The 20032-nt window shown below is 27.2% G+C and carries 15 protein-coding genes and 2 pseudogenes; 9 read left to right on the top strand and 8 right to left on the bottom strand.

Features of this window, described 5'->3' with window-relative positions:
- Window positions 1-10: 10 nt before the first annotated feature.
- From FD726_RS01930 to secA, 3 genes are all read left to right on the top strand, one after another.
- Window positions 11-952 (top strand): D-alanine--D-alanine ligase, encoded by a 942-nt coding sequence (locus FD726_RS01930; protein WP_159989909.1) that lies wholly within the window; start codon window positions 11-13, stop codon window positions 950-952.
- A gap of 507 nt (window positions 953-1459) precedes the next feature.
- Window positions 1460-2611, top strand: a complete 1152-nt coding sequence (gene ftsZ / locus FD726_RS01935) for a cell division protein FtsZ (protein WP_159989910.1) — start codon at window positions 1460-1462, stop codon at window positions 2609-2611.
- Between the two features lie 639 nt (window positions 2612-3250).
- Window positions 3251-5860 (top strand): preprotein translocase subunit SecA, encoded by a 2610-nt coding sequence (secA, locus tag FD726_RS01940; RefSeq protein ID WP_159989911.1) that lies wholly within the window; start codon window positions 3251-3253, stop codon window positions 5858-5860.
- Window positions 5861-5963: 103 nt separating this feature from the next.
- Here secA and zapD read toward each other — a convergent pair whose 3' ends face one another.
- The 3 genes from zapD to nadC all read right to left on the bottom strand — a co-directional run bounded on the left by zapD (window position 5964) and on the right by nadC (window position 8430).
- On the bottom strand, window positions 5964-6707 hold the full coding sequence (gene zapD, locus FD726_RS01945) for a cell division protein ZapD (protein ID WP_159989912.1): 744 nt from the start codon (window positions 6705-6707) through the stop codon (window positions 5964-5966).
- A 4-nt stretch (window positions 6708-6711) separates the two neighbouring features.
- Window positions 6712-7320, bottom strand: a complete 609-nt coding sequence (gene coaE / locus FD726_RS01950) for a dephospho-CoA kinase (RefSeq protein WP_159989946.1) — start codon at window positions 7318-7320, stop codon at window positions 6712-6714.
- Between the two features lie 213 nt (window positions 7321-7533).
- Window positions 7534-8430, bottom strand: coding sequence for a carboxylating nicotinate-nucleotide diphosphorylase (gene nadC / locus FD726_RS01955; RefSeq protein ID WP_159989947.1), 897 nt, complete (start codon window positions 8428-8430; stop codon window positions 7534-7536).
- An 887-nt stretch (window positions 8431-9317) separates the two neighbouring features.
- Here nadC and aceE point away from each other — a divergent pair.
- The 6 genes and pseudogenes from aceE to hpt all read left to right on the top strand — a co-directional run bounded on the left by aceE (window position 9318) and on the right by hpt (window position 15458).
- On the top strand, window positions 9318-11981 hold the full coding sequence (aceE, locus tag FD726_RS01960) for a pyruvate dehydrogenase (acetyl-transferring), homodimeric type (protein ID WP_159989913.1): 2664 nt from the start codon (window positions 9318-9320) through the stop codon (window positions 11979-11981).
- 17 nt (window positions 11982-11998) lie between these two features.
- Window positions 11999-12160 (top strand): annotated as a pseudogene (locus tag FD726_RS03680) (biotin/lipoyl-containing protein); the annotation flags it as partial.
- Between the two features lie 162 nt (window positions 12161-12322).
- Window positions 12323-12434 (top strand): annotated as a pseudogene (locus FD726_RS03685) (E3 binding domain-containing protein); the annotation flags it as partial.
- 14 nt (window positions 12435-12448) lie between these two features.
- The gene (locus FD726_RS03690; protein ID WP_370514804.1) at window positions 12449-13258 is read left to right on the top strand and encodes a 2-oxo acid dehydrogenase subunit E2; all 810 of its coding nucleotides are present in this window, start codon (window positions 12449-12451) and stop codon (window positions 13256-13258) included.
- A 33-nt stretch (window positions 13259-13291) separates the two neighbouring features.
- The gene (gene lpdA / locus FD726_RS01970) at window positions 13292-14704 is read left to right on the top strand and encodes a dihydrolipoyl dehydrogenase (protein WP_159989915.1); all 1413 of its coding nucleotides are present in this window, start codon (window positions 13292-13294) and stop codon (window positions 14702-14704) included.
- Window positions 14705-14924: 220 nt separating this feature from the next.
- A complete protein-coding gene (gene hpt, locus FD726_RS01975; RefSeq protein WP_159989916.1) occupies window positions 14925-15458 on the top strand; it encodes a hypoxanthine phosphoribosyltransferase in 534 nt (177 codons plus the stop codon).
- Window positions 15459-15516: 58 nt separating this feature from the next.
- On the opposite strand, the gene panC is transcribed toward hpt, so the two are convergent.
- From panC to dksA, 5 genes are all read right to left on the bottom strand, one after another.
- Window positions 15517-16365, bottom strand: coding sequence for a pantoate--beta-alanine ligase (gene panC / locus FD726_RS01980; protein WP_159989917.1), 849 nt, complete (start codon window positions 16363-16365; stop codon window positions 15517-15519).
- 26 nt (window positions 16366-16391) lie between these two features.
- The gene (gene panB / locus FD726_RS01985) at window positions 16392-17177 is read right to left on the bottom strand and encodes a 3-methyl-2-oxobutanoate hydroxymethyltransferase (RefSeq protein ID WP_159989918.1); all 786 of its coding nucleotides are present in this window, start codon (window positions 17175-17177) and stop codon (window positions 16392-16394) included.
- Between the two features lie 52 nt (window positions 17178-17229).
- Window positions 17230-17718, bottom strand: coding sequence for a 2-amino-4-hydroxy-6-hydroxymethyldihydropteridine diphosphokinase (folK, locus tag FD726_RS01990; RefSeq protein WP_159989919.1), 489 nt, complete (start codon window positions 17716-17718; stop codon window positions 17230-17232).
- Window positions 17715-19013, bottom strand: a complete 1299-nt coding sequence (gene pcnB, locus FD726_RS01995) for a polynucleotide adenylyltransferase PcnB (RefSeq protein WP_159989920.1) — start codon at window positions 19011-19013, stop codon at window positions 17715-17717. The genes folK and pcnB overlap by 4 nt, the downstream gene beginning before the upstream one ends.
- 432 nt (window positions 19014-19445) lie before the next feature.
- Window positions 19446-19901, bottom strand: coding sequence for an RNA polymerase-binding protein DksA (gene dksA / locus FD726_RS02000; RefSeq protein WP_159989921.1), 456 nt, complete (start codon window positions 19899-19901; stop codon window positions 19446-19448).
- Window positions 19902-20032: the final 131 nt, after the last annotated feature.

Raw genomic sequence — 20032 nt, forward strand, 5'->3', positions numbered from 1 at the left:
TAAAATTTTTATGAAAAAAAATAATAAAATAGCAGTAATAATGGGAGGGATCTCATCAGAACGTAATATTTCACTTATGTCAGGACATGCAATATTATCTAGTCTACGTAAAGAAAATATTAATGCTTATGCATTTGATACAAAATACCAATCTATACTAAATCTTAAAGAATATGGTTTCAATAAAGTATTTATTGCATTACATGGCAGAGGTGGTGAAGACGGTAAAATACAAGCAGTTTTAGATTTTTTAAATTTACCATATACAGGCAGTGGAGTAATGGCTTCATCAATTTCTATAGACAAAATAAGAACCAAATTATTATGGAAAGGTTTAGGATTAAAGTCTAGTAAGTTTGTATCGCTGACATACAAGCAAGTAATGGAAGGTTTAGACATAACAACAAAAAATTCTATTTCTATGTTAGGCTTGCCTTTGTTTATAAAACCAAATAGAGAAGGATCAAGCATAGGTGTTAGTAAAATAGATAAAATTAGTGAATTGCCAATAGCTATAGAAAAAGCTTTAAATTATGATAATAATATTATCATTGAACAATTTATTAGTGGAGAAGAATATACCGTAGGTATTTTAGGAGATGAAATACTACCATTAATACAAATAAAAACAGATAAAAATTTTTATAATTACCAAGCTAAATATTTATCTAATAGTACGGAATATCATTTTATAAATAGTTTGACTATGCAGCAAAAATCGAAATTAAATGAATTAGTATTATCTGCTTGGCAGTCTTTAGGATGTACAGGTTGTGGGCGTATCGATGTAATGAAAGATAATCTAGGAGAATTTTATTTATTAGAGGTCAATACCTCTCCTGGCATGACTCATCATAGTTTAATTCCTCTAGCAGCAAAAAAAGCAGGAATTTCTTTTTCAAGATTAGTTATCAGTATTTTAGAATTAGCAAACAATGAAAGTTATTTTTAAATCATATAATAACTGAACTGTTCCAGTATATCACTATGATATTAAACTGCATCATATAAATTAATAATTTATATTAAAGTAAATATTTACAAAATTTTGTCATATTTTATAAATTGTTTTTTTGGTTTGTCCTGATATTTATTATTAAAGATAATAATTTACGTTAATTATTTCTTAAAATCAAATAATTAATTATATATTTTAATGTTATCATATTGATAATTATAAATAGATAATTATCATTTAATAGATCAATATACTATATTTAGATAAATGTTTCTTTGTAAGTTTAATAATATTATTTATCATCAGATAAAGTTGTATGTAAAATTGAAGTGTTAATATTACGTATATAAAATAATACTTATGATATTTAAGAGTTATTATTCATAAATTATATATCTACTATTGTAGTTATACACAATCTATAATAAACAATAAAATATAATTAAAAATTTATTTAAAGCAAATATTATTTTAAGGATATAATACATCGAGGAGCAGATGATGTTAGAATCTATTGAATTAAACAATGAAGCAGTAATTAAAGTGATAGGTGTCGGTGGTGGAGGAGGTAATGCTGTAGAGCATATGGTACGTGAAAGAATTGAAGGAGTAGAATTTTTTATTGTGAATACTGATTCACAGGCTTTACGTAAAACAGCAGTAGGAAAAACTATACAAATTGGAAACAAAATCACAAAAGGTTTAGGAGCTGGTGCAAATCCAGAAGTAGGACGCAATGCTGCTGAAGAAGATAGAGAATCTCTTCGCTCTGCTTTAGAAGGTGCTGATATGATATTCATTACAGCAGGTATGGGAGGTGGCACTGGTACAGGTGCTGCACCAGTTGTAGCTGAATTAGCAAAAGATTTAGGTATTTTAACAGTTTCAGTAGTAACAAAGCCATTTAATTTTGAAGGAAAAAAACGTATGGCTTTTGCTGAAAAAGGTATAGCTGAGTTATCTAAATATGTTGATTCTCTCATAATAATACCTAACGATAAATTATTAAAAGTATTGGGTAGAGGTATATCTTTATTAGATGCATTTGGTGCAGCTAATAATGTACTGAAAGGTGCTGTTCAGGGGATAGCAGAACTTATTACTCGTCCAGGACTTATTAACGTTGATTTTGCTGACGTACGTACTGTAATGTCTGAGATGGGATATGCTATGATGGGTTCTGGTGTAGCATGTGGTGAAGACCGTGCTGAAGACGCAGCAGAAATAGCGATTTCTAGTCCATTATTAGAAGATATCGACTTATCCGGAGCTCGAGGAGTATTAGTTAATATAACAGCAGGTTTTGACTTACGTTTAGATGAATTTGAAACGGTTGGTAACACTATTCGTGCTTTTGCTTCAGATAATGCTACTGTAGTAATTGGTACTTCATTAGATTCAGAGATGAATGATGAGTTACGCGTTACCGTGGTTGCAACAGGTATTGGTAATGACAAATCTCAAGAAATTAAAATAGTACCTAACAAATCCTTAAACCATCAAACAGCTTTAGATTGTAGATATCATCAAAGTGGAATGCCCCTAATGCAAAAAGATCAAAAATCCGCAAAATTATTTAGCCAAATGCAAAAAGTTAATAAGGAGCCTGATTATTTGGATATTCCAGCTTTTTTACGCAAACAAACTGATTAATTATCATATAATACATAGCCTTATATTATTAAGGAGAAATAATCAAGAATATGTGTTAATTTAATTAACTATAAAGTAGCGTTTTAATGTTATATTATTCATAATATTATATATTAATTGTAATTGAAACAAAAGATAATATATTAAATAATAGTAACAAAAGTATTTATTCTAATAACGTTAAAAATTTTTTATTTATAATATATAATCTAATTATTTTGATGTATATGTAAGTACTAGTATTTCATGTTAAAAATATTTTATTCTTTAAGAAATTATTTGACATTTTTGATATTATGCATAACGTAAAAAATAATTGTGAAAATAATATATTATGTATATATGATTTATGATAAATATTCTAAAAATAATGCATTGAATATTTTTATTAAAAAATGCTATATATAAATAATACTTACTAATAAGTAAGATATTTAATAATTATTTAGTAATAATATACTATATATCATCATAGCTTCATATTTTATAAATAGTAGTAAGACAACACTAACTAAGTAAAAAAATATAAAATAAATAATAGTTAATTCTATGAAATTTAGTAATTAGTAATTAGATAAAAATAATAAAAATTTTATATTTTTATCATATATTATTTTTATATTGAAATTGAGAAAAATGATGAACTTAATAAAATTATTTACTAGTTTTTTTATTACTCGCAATGATCGTATTCTTCGAAATTTAAATAAAATAGTAGAAAGTATTAATGAACTAGAATCTGATTTTGAAAATCTTTCAGAAGATCAACTGAAATATAAAACCAATGATTTTCGCAAAAAATTAAAACAAGGAGCAGTACTAGAAAGCTTAATTCCTGAAGCATTCGCAACAGTACGTGAAGCCAGTAAGCGTATATTTGGAATGCGTCATTTTGATGTACAATTAATAGGAGGATTAGTATTAAATAATCGTTGTATTGCTGAAATGCGTACAGGGGAAGGAAAAACATTAACTGCAACATTACCAGCATATCTGAATGCTTTGACAGGAAAAGGAGTTCATATAGTAACTGTAAATGATTATTTAGCAAGAAGAGATGCAGAAAATAATCGTCCATTATTTGAGTTTTTAGGTTTAACCGTAGGTATAAATTTACCAGGTATGTCTACAGATAGCAAAAAATTAGCTTATGCTGCTGATATAACTTATGGAACTAATAATGAGTACGGATTTGACTATCTTAGAGATAATATGGCATTGCTTCCTGAAGAACGTGTACAAAGAAAATTAAATTATGCAATAGTAGATGAAGTAGATTCTATTTTAATTGATGAAGCTCGTACTCCTCTAATCATTTCAGGTCCTTCTGAAAATAGCTCAGATTTATATATAAAAATTAATAAAATAGTACCTTATTTAGTACAGCAAGATAAAGAAGATTCAGAAACTTTTCAAGGCGAAGGTGATTTTTGGATTGATGAAAAAATACGTCAAGTACAAATATCTGAACGCGGTTTGACTAAAATAGAAAAACTATTGGTTGATGAAAACATTTTAAAATCTGGAGAATCACTTTATTCATCAATCAATATAATATTAATGCATCATGTTAATGTTGCTTTACGTGCTCATGTATTATTTGTTAAAGATGTTGACTATATTATCAAAAATGGGGAAGTATTAATTGTAGATGAACATACTGGTCGTATCATGCAAGGTCGCCGTTGGTCAGATGGTCTTCATCAAGCAATTGAAGCAAAAGAAAATGTAAAAATCCAAAATGAAAATCGTACATTAGCGTCAATTACTTTTCAAAATTATTTTCGAATTTATGATAAATTAGCTGGAATGACTGGTACAGCAGAAACGGAAGCTTTTGAATTTAATTCTATATACAAACTTAATACTGTAGTAATTCCCACTAATAGACCGATGATCCGAAAAGATTTTTCAGATCTAATATATATGACTGAAAACGAAAAAATAGATTCTATAATTACAGATATTCGTCAATGTATTGAACGTGGACAACCGGTTTTAGTAGGGACTATTTCAATAGAAAAATCTGAAATTATATCTAATAGACTGAAAAATGCAAAAATTAAACATAGTGTGTTAAATGCTAAATTTCATTCTAATGAAGCTGATATCATTGCACAGGCTGGTAAACCTCGCACTGTAACCATAGCTACTAATATGGCAGGTCGCGGTACTGATATTATATTAGGTGGAAATTGGCGAACAGAAATAGCTAAAATAAAAGACCTTTCTGAAACTAAAATGAAAGAAATAAAGTCATTATGGCAAAAATCTCATGATGAAGTAATATCTTCTGGTGGATTACATATTATAGGAACTGAACGTCATGAATCTAGACGTATAGATAATCAATTACGTGGTAGATCTGGTCGTCAAGGAGATGCTGGGTCTTCTCGTTTTTATTTATCTATGGAAGACACTTTAATGCGTATTTTTGCTTCTGATCGCATTGCTAACATAATGCGTAAATTAGGAATAAAACAAGGAGAGGCTATTGAACATCCATGGGTTACAAAAGCTATAGCAAATGCTCAACAAAAAGTTGAAAATCGTAATTTTGATATTCGTAAACAATTACTTGAGTATGATGATGTAACAAATGAACAAAGATATGCTTTTTATAACCAACGTAACAATATTTTAGATTCTGATGATATAAGTAAAATTATTAATAATATAAGAAAAGATGTATATGAAAAAGTAGTTGATAACTATATTATTACACAATCTGAAGACAATTGGGACATTATTATTTTAGAAAATATTTTAATTATAGATTTTAATTTATCTATTAATCTTTCTGAATGGTTTAATAGAAATAAAGAAGTTAATATGCAACAAGATGTTCTGTGTGAATATATTCATAATAAAGCAACAGAACAATATAAACAATATGAATATAATATAGGTTCTGTGCTTATGCGTAGTACGGAAAAAAAAATAATGTTACATACTTTGGACTTAATGTGGAAAGATCATTTAACTGCCATGGACTATTTACGTCAGGGAATTCATCTGAGAGGTTATGCACAAAAAGATCCTAAACAAGAATACAAACGTGAATCATTCTTAATGTTTACTGCAATGTTAGAAAACATAAAATATGAAGTAATTACTATTTTACATAAATTGACACTAGAAATAAAAAAAGAAGAAAAAATTTTTAAATATAAAATCGGAAGGAATGATTTATGTCCATGCAATTCTGGCAAAAAGTACAAACGTTGTCACGGTGCACTAGTACTTTAATCTAGGAAAATTTATGTACTAATTAAAGTTAATTAATGTTAATGATTAATTTAATGTAATTTTATGATAAGTAAAATCAATAACTTATTACTAATAATTATATTCAGCAACATGCTATCTGAAAATCAAATTTCAATGGTATTATGTTATGTTTTTTATCAAGAGGTACGAAACGAATTGAATAGCGACTTTTATAACCTGATATCTTTGGATATATAAAATCTTTCATTTCTATCTGTAAACGTAATAAATCAGCTCCTACAGCATTATTTTGATAAAATCCATTAAGACTAGTTTGAGTTCTAAAAGTTCCTCCTTGTCTAATCAAATCTAAAATCATAGATAACGTTTTATGTACGGGTGATAAAGTTTCAAGCCAAGCTTGAACTTGAGTATTACGAGTTTCTTGTAAAAAATGTAACCAGATATGTAACCCTGGCAAATCAAAACTACAGCATCCACCAGGAATATTTAATCTTTGGCGAATAATACCAATTAAATCATCTTCTCTTAATTGTTGACCCATTCTAGGAGAGTTCATTAATTGCTCTGATTGTATTTTTAATTTATTGTTTATTCTATCAATTATTTTTAGATCTACACCTGGAATATCAGCCCACATAAGTAATTTTTGTTTTTGACGCTCTAGCTCTTGCAATAATTGAGTTCTTATATCACCTCTTTCAAAAATATCTAATAATTCGTCAATAAGCCGGAAAAAAATTAATGCATTAATAGTTTTGTTAATAGGAGTAGTTTCATCTAATTGATTAATAAGAAATTCTATTCTTAACCATGTTCGCATCTTTTCACTTAGCGGATGTTCGAACAGTACAGATGTACTCATTATATTATCCCCGCTTAATTTTTGCTAACTTTATGTAAAATTTATGGAGTTTAATAACCTGCAAAAATGTGTTTTGTATTGTACCAGTATTGTTAATAATATCATCAGCAAAAGCCATGCGTTGATTGGGAGTTGCCTGAATTGCAATTATTTTTTCTACTTGAGTAAGTTTAACATTATCTCGAGTTTGTGTTCTTTTTAATTGTACTGATTCTCTAACATTTACTACTAATATACGATTGGCTTGGTATTGTATTCTTTGTTCTATCAGTAAAGGTACAACCCACAGAATATAGGGTGATTTTGCAGTTTTTTTTAACTCTTGAGTTTTTATATTAATAATCGGATGCAAAAGATTATTTAACCAATATCTTTCTTCATTGTATTGAAAAATTCTTTCACGTAAACTAGAACGTGAAAGAGAACCATGTTCAGTTAACATAGAACAACCATAACGTTTAATAATTTCTTTTAAAGCAAATGATCCTGGTTTAACTATTTCATAAGCTATTACATCAGAATCTATAATTGTGATATTGAATTTAGCAAAAATATTTGCAATAGTACTTTTTCCACTACCAATACCACCTGTCAGTGCTACTACATAAGGAATATTTTTCACAAAACAACCCTTTTTCTGAATAAAATTAAATAACACTTTAAATAAAACATAGCATCAACAGAAAATAAATAATAGTTATTAATATAATGGAACATAAAATAATAGTTAATATAATTTTTTGATACCTTATGTTATCAATAATAATATATTAATAAATCATTCTGATTTAATACTATTTATCAAATATAAAAATTTTTTACTTAGTTATTTCATTTTTAATCTAATTGACATATCAATAGAATGTATATTTTTAGTTAAATCTCCAATAGAAATATAATCTACTCCAGTTTTAGCAATTTCTGTTATTATTTCATCATTAACATTACCAGAAACTTCTAAAGCTACACGTCCATTATTAACTTTTACTGCATCATTTATTTCTTCTAAACTAAAATTATCTAGCATTATTATATCTGCTCCTGCATCAATAGCTTGGATTAGTTCTTTTATTGATTCTACTTCTATCTCTATAGGATAGTGAGGAAACATTGATAATGCCATTTTAATTGCTTTATGGATAGAACCAATAGTAATAATATGATTTTCTTTAATCAAAAAAGCGTCAGATAATCTAATGCGGTGATTATTTCCTCCTCCACATGCTACAGCATATTTTAGAGCAGTACGTAATCCAGGTAAAGTTTTACGTGTATCTAGTAATTTTGTATTTGTATTATCCAAAAGCGAAACATAGTAATTTGTTTTAGTAGCCACACCAGATAGAGTCTGTATAAAATTTAAAATAGTACGTTCGCATATTACTAAGATACGTGCTGATCCTTCAATTTCACATAATAATTGACCTGGGATGATTTTTTGACCATCTTTTATATACCAATTAATATTTACTTGTTGATTCAATAAATTAAATACTGTTTGTACCCAATCCACGCCACAAAAAATACCTTCTTCATGATTTAAAATTTGAGCATATACTATGACATTTTTTGGTAACAAATTAGCAGTAATATCGTTATAAACGTTAAGTTGCTCTCCTAAATCTTCCTGTAAAGCTCTGCTAACAGATTCTTGTATATCTTGTTTGACTAATTTTATTAATTCCTGATAACGATCACGGAAATTATATCTCCGGGTAGACATATTATCTTCCCTCTGAAATATTTTAGAATTTTCTTTTTTTAACATATAATCCATATAATTTATTTTTACTAAAGTGTTATGATACACTTATAAATTTAATTAAAATAATTTATTTTAACAATTGGTAATTTTTAATTTTATTATTTTAACTTAAATATAACTAAAATTATTGTAGTTAAAGATTACAAATTAGTAATAAGATATGAATTTGTAATAACTTATTATTTAATTTATAATATTTTTATATTAAATATTATAAATTAAATAATAACTATTAATATTTTTGTTAAAATACTATTTTCAGTATTTTTTGAATTTTATGACTATTATTATGTAAAATAACAACTTTACAATACACAAACATATATTATTGCATAGGTCATATTTTATTTAAAAAAAAATAAAGTTCAAATATAATGTCAAAATAAAACAAAAAATTTTATGATAATTATTTAGATTACATATTTAAATTGTTAATTATTATTACTTTTTACATTGTGATCAAGTTATATAATATTATATTATTTGTTTGAAATAATTAATAAAAATAGTAATGAGTAAACTTAAATAATATCCATGATATTTTATATAATTATAGACATATCATTAAAATTATATTTATAAATACATGATACAGGAGATAAATAAGTTGATGATAAATTATTAGGTAAAATAATTCTATGTAAATTTGTAATATTTAGGTATACTCAACAAGATATCATTATGTGTTGTTGATATATTCAATAAATTTATAAATAATAAAAAAGAAATTATAATTAAATAGTAATCACAAATACTCCTTATGATAATCACTATTCTTAGTTTTCATTTATTAGATTGCTATTATGTACTATAAAATATATAGTTGAGGAAAAAAGGAAAGTACCATGTCAGATGAGTTATATAATGACGTGGATCCGATTGAAACTCGTGAATGGTTACAGGCGATTGAATCGGTTATCCGTGAAGAGGGTATTGATCGGGCACAGTACTTAATTAATAAATTATTGATCACTGCCCGCAAAAGCGGTTTACAAATTAACTCAAAATCATTCATTAGCAATTATGTTAATTCTATTGCTGTTGAAGAAGAACCAGATTATCCAGGTGATATTATTCTAGAACGCCGTATTCGTTCTGCAATTCGCTGGAATGCCATTATATCTGTATTAAGAGCTTCAAACAAGAATTTGGAATTAGGCGGTCATCTTTCATCCTTTCAGTCTTCTGCCACCATTTATGAGGTTTGTTTTAATCATTTTTTTCGAGCACCAAACAGTAATGATGGAGGCGATTTGGTATATTTTCAAGGACATATATCACCAGGAATATATTCGAGAGCCTTTTTAGAAGGTCGGTTGACTGAAGAACAAATGAATAACTTCCGTCAAGAAGTATGTGGACATGGTCTATCTTCCTATCCTCACCCTAAATTAATGCCGGATTTTTGGCAATTTCCAACTGTTTCTATGGGCTTAGGTCCACTATCAGCAATTTATCAAGCTAAATTTTTAAAATATCTTTTGCATCGTGGTTTAAAAGACACATCATTACAAACTGTTTATGCTTTTCTTGGTGATGGCGAAATGGATGAACCAGAATCAAAAGGTGCAATAACTATTGCAACTCGTGAAAAATTAGATAATTTAATTTTCATTATTAATTGTAACTTGCAACGCCTAGATGGACCAGTTATTGGAAATGGAAAAATTATTAATGAACTTGAAGGTATTTTTGTTGGTGCAGGATGGGAAGTAATAAAGGTAATTTGGGGTGGTCTTTGGGATAAGTTATTAAATAAAGATAAAAGTGGAAAATTAATACAATTGATGAATGAGACTGTTGATGGTGATTATCAGACGTTTAAATCACGTGATGGAGCGTATGTAAGAAAATATTTTTTTGGTAAATATGCAGAAACTTTTGATTTAGTTAAAGATATGTCTGATGATGAAATATGGTTATTAAACCGTGGAGGGCACGATCCTAAAAAAATATATGCTGCGTTAAAAAGAGCTCAAAATATAAAAAATAAACCAGTATTGATTTTAGCTCATACAATCAAAGGTTATGGTATGGGAGAAATTGCTGAAGGTAAAAACATTGCTCATCAAGTAAAAAAGATGGATATCAATAATCTTCGTTATATTAGAGATAGATTTAATATAGAAATAGAAGATAATATAATCGAACAATTACCTTACATTACTTTCAAAAAAAATTCAGATGAATATAATTATTTACACAATCAAAGAAAAAAATTAGGTGGTTATTTACCAATACGTAAATCTAATTTTACAGAAACTCTAAATATTCCAAAATTAGAGGAATTTAAAGCACTTCTACAAGAACAAAATAAAGAAATTTCAACTACTATAGCTTTTGTACGTGTTTTAAACATAATGTTAAGAAACAATTCAATTAAGGATAGATTAGTTCCAATTCTTGCTGATGAAGCTCGCACATTTGGGATGGAAGGATTATTTCGACAAATCGGCATTTATAATCCAAATGGTCAGAAATATACACCTCAAGATCATGCTCAGGTTGCCTACTATAAGGAAGATAAAAAAGGTCAAATATTACAAGAAGGAATTAATGAATTAGGTGCAGGTTCGTCTTGGCTTGCAGCTGCCACATCATATAGTACAAATAATTTACCTATGATACCATTTTATATTTATTATTCAATATTTGGTTTTCAGAGAATTGGTGATTTAATGTGGTTAGCAGGAGATCAACAAGCAAGAGGATTTTTAATAGGAGGTACTTCTGGCAGAACTACTCTTAATGGTGAAGGACTACAGCATGAAGATGGTCATAGTCATATTCATTCATTAACTATACCAAACTGTATATCTTATGACCCAGCATATGCTTACGAACTAGCTATTATTATGCATGATGGTTTAGTTCGCATGTATGGAAAATCTCAAGAAAATATTTATTATTATATTACTACTCTAAATGAAAATTACCATATGCCAGCTATGCCTAAAGGAGTAGAAAAAGGTATATGTAGAGGTATTTATAAATTAGAAACAATAGGAGAAGGAAAAACAAAAATTCAGTTATTAGGTTCAGGGTCTATATTAAGACATGTTCGTAAAGCTGCTGAAATATTAGATGATTTTTATAAAATTAGGTCTGATGTGTATAGTGTTACATCTTTTACTGAATTAGCTCGAGATGGTCAAGATTGTGAACGATGGAATATGTTACATCCAAATGAAAAAGTTCGTATACCTTATATTGCTCAAGTACTTCAGAATATACCTACTATTGCTTCAACAGATTATATAAAGTTATTTGCTGAACAGGTGAGTAATTATATTCCTACAATTAATTATAGAGTGTTAGGAACTGATGGTTTTGGCCGTTCTGATAGTCGTAAAAATTTACGCCATCATTTTGAAATTGATACCTCTTATATTGTAGTTGCAGCTTTAGCTGAATTATCTAAATGTGGTAAAATAAATAGAAATCTAGTAGTAGAAGCTATTAAAAAATTTAAAATTAATGCTGATAAAATTAATCCACGTTTAGCTTAATAAGAGGTAGTATATTTATGAATGTCACAATAGAAATTCCTGATATTGGGCAAGGAGAACTAGAAGTTACTGAAATCTTAGTAAAAATCGGTGATTTAGTAAAAATAGATCAATCTTTGATTACTGTAGAGGGTAATAAAACTTCAATAGAAATACCTTCTCCATATAGTGGTGTAGTAGAAAGCATTATAATTATGCTTGGTGATAAAGTAAAAACTGGTTCTTCAATTATGGTATTAAAAACAATTAACGAACTTAGTAATTCAGTTTCTAATGAAATAAGTTTAAAATGTAATAGTAATATTTTAAATGAAAACATAGATAATATAGATCGTATTGATAATGAAATATATGTTCATGCAAGTCCTGTAATTCGTAGGTTAGCATATAAGTTTGGTATTGATTTATCTAAAATTAAAGGTAAGGGTAGAAAAAACCGTATTTTAAAAGAATGTATTTATAATTATATAAAACAGACAGTTAATTTTTTTGAATCTTCATCTAAAGAGAAGAAAAATAATTCTACTGAATATAAAATTCATTATTCTAATAAAAATATTAGTAATATCAATCAGAGTAGTTTTGAAGAAATTCCACTAAGTTCAATTCAAAAAGTTTCTGGTGCTAATTTAAGTAGTAATTGGGTAACAATTCCACATGTTACACATTTTGACAAAATTGATATTACTAATCTAGAAGAATTTCGTAATAAACAAAATATAGAAATAAAGAAAAAGGACGCAAATATAAAGATTAATCTATTAGCATTTATTATGAAAGCTGTTCATTTTGCTCTTATCCAAATACCAAAATTTAATAGTTCGTTATCTGTAGATTTACAAAAAATAATATTAAAAAAATATATTAATATCGGCATAGCAGTAGATACTCCAAAGGGATTATTAGTTCCAGTATTTAAAAATATTGAAGAAAAAACTATACTACAGTTATCAAAAGAATTGATTGATATTTCGCAAGAAGCAATCAAGGGAAGATTAAATGTTGAAAAAATGCAAAATGGAACTTTTACTATTTCTAGTTTAGGAAGTATTGGCACATGTTTTTTTACACCCATTATAAATGCTCCAGAAGTTGCTATTTTAGGAATTTCAAAATTTTCTATAGAACCAGTTTGGAATGGTGAAAAATTTTTACCTCGTCTAATGTTACCTATTTCACTTTCCTTTGACCATCGAGTAATTGATGGTGCAGATGGTGCACGTTTCCTAAATATAATTACTAATATATTATCAGATATTAGAATATTGATGATTTAAGAAATAAAATCAATTATATAAAAAGAGGTTGAAATGCATATTGATATTAAAACACAAGTAGTAGTAATAGGAGGAGGACCTGCAGGATATTCAGCTGCTTTCCGTTGTAGTGATTTAGGATTAGAAACGGTTATAGTAGAATGTCATAATAATCTAGGTGGGGTATGTTTAAATGTAGGGTGTATTCCATCTAAAGCTTTATTGCATATTGCAAAAATAATTAGAGAAATGAAATCTTTAAGCAATAAAGGTGTAAATTTTAAAGATTTATCTATCGATATAAATCAAATAAGATCTTGGAAATCACAAGTTATTGATAATTTTAGTAATAGTCTATTACGAATGGCAAAAATTCGTAAAACTAATATCATTCAGGGATTAGGAAAATTTATTGATTCTAATAATTTATTAGTAAATTATAAAGGTAACAATACAGTAATTCAGTTTGACAATGCAATAATTGCTACTGGTTCTAGTTCAATTCAATCAACATTAATCCCACATGAGGATGCTAGAATATGGAATTCAACTGATGCTCTTAAGTTAACATGCATACCTAAAAATTTATTAATAATAGGTGGTGGCATAATAGGTTTAGAAATGGCTACAATTTATGAGTCATTGGGATCAGAAATTTCAATAATAGAAATGTATGATCAAATAATACCAGCTGCTGATGAAGACATTATTAAAACTTTTATGAGAAGTGTTGGTAATAAATTTAATATAATGTTAAAAACAAAAATCCATTCAATAAAATTAGAAAGTGACGGTATTTATGTTTCTATTTTAGATAAAGATAATAATAATATAGTGAATCATTATGATTCAGTATTAGTTGCTATTGGTCGCATGCCAAATAGTCAAAATTTAAATGCTGAAAAAGCAGGAGTAAAAATCAATAACGGTTATATTAATGTTGATAAACAGATGCGCACAAATATTCCAAACATTTATGCAGTTGGTGATGTAGTTGGTCAACCTATGCTAGCTCATAAAGGTATGCATGAAGGTCGTATTGCAGCAGAAGTAATTTCTGGTTTAAAACATTATTTTGATCCACAAGTAATTCCTTCTATTGCCTATACTGAACCAGAAGTAGCATGGGTAGGCATAACAGAAAAAATAGCAAAAGAACAAGGCATTAAATATGAAACATCTATTTTTCCTTGGACAGCATCTGGTAGAGCTATTGTTTCTCAATGTGAGAATGGTGTTACCAAATTAATATTTGATAAAAAAACCAATCGTATTATTGGTGGCGCTATAGTCGGCAATAACGGTGGTGAGTTATTAGGAGAAATAGGTTTAGCAATTGAGATGGGTTGTGATGCACAAGATATAGCATTAACTATTCATGCACATCCTACTCTATATGAATCTATAGGATTAGCATCGGAAATTTTTGAAGGTACTATTACTGATTTAATAAATACAAAAAAATAGGTTAATGAGGTATTATACATATTTAAAATAATATTAATAAACAATATTTTTTAATATCTTTTTTATTAGCAACATAATTTTATTAAATATAAATGATTTTATCACTCAATATATAAACTTTTATGTAACTTAAGTTAACGGTTAAATATTAGAAAAATAATGGCAATGACTCAATATGATGTAATTAAATATACTGATTAGGCTAAACAAACAACATATTATGAAACATATTATTGAAGTGATGATTCCAGAGCATGCAATTGCTATGCGCATAATTGAATTAGGTAATGATATTAATAATTATTATAATAATAGAAATACTAATATAGTAATTGTAGGGTTACTTCGTGGTTCATTTATGTTTATGGCAGATTTATGTCGTGCAATAAAGATACCTCATAGAATTGATTTTATTACTGCTTCCAGCTATTATGGTAGCATGTCTAGGTCTGATAATGTAAAAATTTTAAAAGATCTTGATGAAGATATTAAGGATAAAGATGTCTTGCTGGTTGAAGATATTATTGATTCTGGAAATACGTTAAAAAGTGTATATAATATATTAAAATCACGTCAGCCAAGATCATTAATTATTTGTGCATTATTAGATAAACTTAAACAAAGAAAAATAAAGATTAAGATTGAATATGTTGGATTTGTAATACCAGATGAATTTGTAGTTGGATTTGGAATAGATTATAAACAAAAATATCGAAATTTGCCTTATATTGGCAAAGTTATAAGAGTTAAATAAATATAATACATACATAATAAAAAAATATTATTGTTTTTAGTAAAATAAAACATGTCATTTATAAGATCACTTTTTTATAATCAATTAGTCTGGTATTTCCAATTTTTACTGCTACGATAATAGCTGCATTTTTACTTGTTGGTGTTAATTTTTTTAAATTAATTTCATCACAAATGGTTAAACCATCTGGTATTAAGCCTTTTTCAAATAACATTTTTTTGGATGCTATAATTATTTGCCTAATATTAGTTTTATTAATAATTAATTGATTAGCCATATAATCCATTACTTTATTTAAATAAGATGCTAACTTAATTTCTTGTTTATTTAAGTGATTATTTCGAGAACTTAATGCTAAACCATCTTTATTACGTACTGTCGGAACACCAATAATAATAGTATCAAAATTCATATCACTGACCATTTTACGTATAATTACTAGTTGTTGAAAATCTTTTTCACCAAAATATGCAAAGTTAGGTTTTATTAAATTAAACAGCTTGCTAATTATAGTTGTTACTCCTTGAAAATAAGAAGGACGTCGTATACCTTCTAGAATAGAAGATAATATTGGTACTTTTACAATAGTTTGATTTTTATATCCATGTGGATACATTTGAGATATTTCTGGAATAAAAACCATATCTACCATAGAGTTTTGCAGTTTTATATAATCTTCTTTTAAGGTACGAGGATAAATTAATAAATCATTAATATCATCAAATTGAATGGGATTTATAAATATAGATACTATAACTATTTCGCTTTTTCTACGTGCTTCACTAATTAATTTTAGGTGTCCATCATGTATATTGCCCATAGTAGGTATTAATGAAATAATTTTATTTTCTTTATGCCATTTTTTTATATTATAATTTAGTATAGGTAATTCTTTTATAATCAACACGATATAATTTCCATTTAATCTTAAAATTAATATTCGGAATCAGGATAAATTCCAGATTCTACTTCAGAAATATATTGACGCACTGCTGAACGTATATTTCCTGTTTCAGATAAAAAATTTTTAGCAAATTTTGGAATATAACCATCAGTAATACCCAAAATATCATGCATGACTAATATCTGCCCATCTGTATAATTACCAGCTCCAATACCTATTACGGGTATATTTAATGTATCAGTAATAACTTTAGCTAATTTACTCGGGACATATTCCAAAACTAATAATTTTGCTCCTGCAGATTCAATTGCTTTTGCATTTTTTAATAAAAGATTTGCATGTTTTTCATTTGAACCCTGTAATTTATATCCACTTAATATATTTACTGATTGAGGCGTCAAACCTATATGGCCACAAACTGGTACAGAACGTTCAGAAAGCATACTTATTGTTTCAATAACCCATGGATTACTTTCTAATTTGACTACGTTAGCTCCAATACGCATTAACTTAGCTGCATTCTTAAAAGACATCTTAGGAGTAGAATAAGTCATAAAGGGTAAATCAGATATTATTAATGCATTTGGTGCTCCACGATATACAGCAGCAGTATGGTATGCAATATCATCTATGGTTACAGGAAGAGTTGAATTATGACCTTGAATAGTCATACCAAGAGAATCACCTACTAATAAAACTTTAATACCTTCATTGAAAAATAACTTAGCAAAAGTAAAATCATATGCGGTTAAAGCAGCAAACTTTTTCCCTTTTTTTTTCCATTTTTCTAAATGAGAGATCATAATTGATTGCATTGTATTCTCAATCTAAAATATTTATTATAAAAATATAATTAGGTAATGTAGTTTATATATTCAATATTTTAACCGTGCTAATATCTAATTTATCTAAAATATTCTTAATTGATTCACCATTAGGTAATGTAATATTTGGAGCTATTTGAACTAAAGGTATTAACATAAAAGCACGATTAATCATATCGTAATGCGGTATTGTTAAACAATTACTATTAATCATCAAATTGCCAAACAAAATTATATCAATATCTATATTACGTGGTCCCCAGTGCAAATTATTATCACGAATTCTACCTTGCATTCTCTCAATGTTTTGTATAAATTTGAGTAATATTTCTGGTGATAAATTGGTATGCATAGAAACAACAATATTAATAAAATTAGGTTGATTTTTAAAACCATATGGTTGAGTAAGGTAAAATTTAGAAGTAACAATTCTTTTTGTTTGTGGAATTTTATCTAATTCAGCTAAAGCAGATTTGATTTGATATATAGGATTATTGATATTACTTCCTAAAGCAAGATAAACTATAGTCATATATTATTGTTAATTTGTTTTATTATATCATTTCCTAGTGTATTTGAATTAGTGCTAATTTTTTTTATAATGTTGTTTTTTGATGTTTTGTATTGACTCCAATTTTTACTAAGTTCTATTAATTCTGGAGTATTTTCTACTGTAGCACGTAATATTAATAAATTATAAGCTACTTTAAATTTAGGATGCAGTAATAATTTTTTCGCACGCTTTCCATATATACGTGGCATATACAATTGTAATTTCCAGACATCTTTAATTAAAGATGTTATACGTTTAGGAATAGCCAATACCTGACATGCTTCTTCCAAAGTATTGTGTGTTGCAATCGAAAATGCATCATAATATGTTAGATCACTAGAATGTTTTTGTGCTATTATTTCAGCACTTTTTAATTGTGGATACCAGAACATTGCAGCAAATAAAAATACAGGATTAACGCGTAAATGGTTTTTTATTCTATAATCTGTATTTTTCAATAATTGCACAAGCATACGTTCTGTTATACTATTTCTATTCTTTGTGAAATTGTTTGCTAAAGTTGGAAACAATAACTGAAATAGTTTATACTGGCATAATTTACAATAAGTAAGATAACCGTAACCTGTTTGAAATAGTTTAAGAGCTTCTTCAAATAAACGTGAGGGAGGAATATTTTGTAATAATAGGGCAAGTCTTGGTATTGGTTCTGCTGTTTCTGGAGCAATGCTCATATTTAATTTTGCAGCAAATCTTGCTACTCGTAACATACGCACAGGATCTTCACGATAACGTGTCTCTGGATCTCCAATTAGCCTAATGACGCCTTCTCTAAGATCACGAAAACCACCTACATAATCGCGTACACTTAAATCAGCCATACTGTAATATAAACTATTAATAGTAATATCTCTACGGTAAGCATCATCCTCTATTTTACCAAATATATTATCATTTAGTAACATACCACTTTTGCTAAAGTGAAAATTTTTATAATGGGTTGTATATTGCTTTTCTGAATTATCTCCTCTAAAAGTAGCAACTTCAATTATTTCTGAACTAAAAATTATATGAGCTAAAATAAATCTACGACCAACTAATCGGCAGTTACGAAATAATCTAATCATTTGCTCAGGAGTAGCATTAGTTGTTACATCAAAATCCTTAGGTTGCTTTCCTAATAATAAATCGCGTACTCCACCACCTACTAAATAAGCTTCATATCCAGCTTTATTTAATCGATAAAGCACTTTAAGAGCATTTTTGCTAATGTTTTTGCGAGATATCATATGTCTTATACGTGGAATCATTATCATGATAATATTTCAAACCTTTGTTGGTGCCTCCTTATAATTATAAAAAACAAATTCATATTCAAAATTATTTTTTGTTTTTTAATAATATGAGATATATAAAAAACAATATCGATCTCATAACAAATAATTTATAATAACAAGATATTGTATGAGTTTATTCAATAACTTTAATTACAGATTAAATCAGAACTAATTATATTTGAATTTTATTAAGAAAAAGTAATCATTATAAAAAGCTGAGTTCATTATTTATCATTGTAACACCTATTATTTTCATATAGATAAAATTTAATTTAAAACAATTTTATTATTTTAATTATATTATATATATTCCTTATAAAATTTATTTTTTCATATTATATATTATATTGTATAAATTAATATAACTATACGACAATAGCTAGTAGCTAATATTTTATATCTTATAATATATTAATAAGCTCTTTGTTTTTCACGAATTTCTGCTATTGTTTTACAATCAATACATAAATCTGCAGTGGGTCTAGCTTCTAGACGACGAATACCTATTTCAATACCACAGGAATCGCAATAACCAAAATCGCCATCTTCTAATTTTTTTAATGTTTTTTCTATTTTTTTTATTAACTTACGCTCTCTATCTCTAGTACGTAGTTCTAAGCTAAATTCTTCTTCTTGTGAAGCTCTATCTATAGGATCAGGAAAATTAGAGGCTTCATCTTGCATATTAATTAAACTACGATCAATTTCTTTTTGCGTGTCAGCTTGCCATACTTTTAAGATTTTACGAAAATGTTCTAATTGATCTTCGTTCATGTATTGTTCATTAGGTTTTTCTTGGTAACTTTTCACTCCAGCTATAGCAAGAATACTTAAAGATGATATTTTACGTTTTTTTTCTTCTTTCATATTATTTCCCCCAAAAGAATAATAAAAACTAAATAATATAATTTAATATCAGTAATTAATTTTTTAAATTACTAATATATAAATAGTATTATCTACATAAAATTATTTTAAACTTAATTATAGTAGAAAGT

The sequence above is a fragment of the Pantoea sp. SoEX genome (genome assembly GCF_009829945.1).
In the GTDB taxonomy this organism is placed as follows: Bacteria; Pseudomonadota; Gammaproteobacteria; order Enterobacterales; family Enterobacteriaceae; genus Pantoea_C.

Bases quoted from the DNA above. Each gene is read 5' to 3' on its own strand.
- dksA (WP_159989921.1), bottom strand. From the start codon at position 19,901: ATGAAAGAAGAAAAAAAACGTAAAATATCATCTTTAAGTATTCTTGCT.
- folK (WP_159989919.1), bottom strand. From the start codon at position 17,718: ATGACTATAGTTTATCTTGCTTTAGGAAGTAATATCAATAATCCTATA.
- aceE (WP_159989913.1), top strand. From the start codon at position 9,318: ATGTCAGATGAGTTATATAATGACGTGGATCCGATTGAAACTCGTGAA.
- pcnB (WP_159989920.1), bottom strand. From the start codon at position 19,013: ATGATAATGATTCCACGTATAAGACATATGATATCTCGCAAAAACATT.
- ftsZ (WP_159989910.1), top strand. From the start codon at position 1,460: ATGTTAGAATCTATTGAATTAAACAATGAAGCAGTAATTAAAGTGATA.
- FD726_RS01930 (WP_159989909.1), top strand. From the start codon at position 11: ATGAAAAAAAATAATAAAATAGCAGTAATAATGGGAGGGATCTCATCA.
- lpdA (WP_159989915.1), top strand. From the start codon at position 13,292: ATGCATATTGATATTAAAACACAAGTAGTAGTAATAGGAGGAGGACCT.
- panB (WP_159989918.1), bottom strand. From the start codon at position 17,177: ATGCAATCAATTATGATCTCTCATTTAGAAAAATGGAAAAAAAAAGGG.
- nadC (WP_159989947.1), bottom strand. From the start codon at position 8,430: ATGTCTACCCGGAGATATAATTTCCGTGATCGTTATCAGGAATTAATA.
- zapD (WP_159989912.1), bottom strand. From the start codon at position 6,707: ATGAGTACATCTGTACTGTTCGAACATCCGCTAAGTGAAAAGATGCGA.
- hpt (WP_159989916.1), top strand. From the start codon at position 14,925: ATGAAACATATTATTGAAGTGATGATTCCAGAGCATGCAATTGCTATG.
- secA (WP_159989911.1), top strand. From the start codon at position 3,251: ATGAACTTAATAAAATTATTTACTAGTTTTTTTATTACTCGCAATGAT.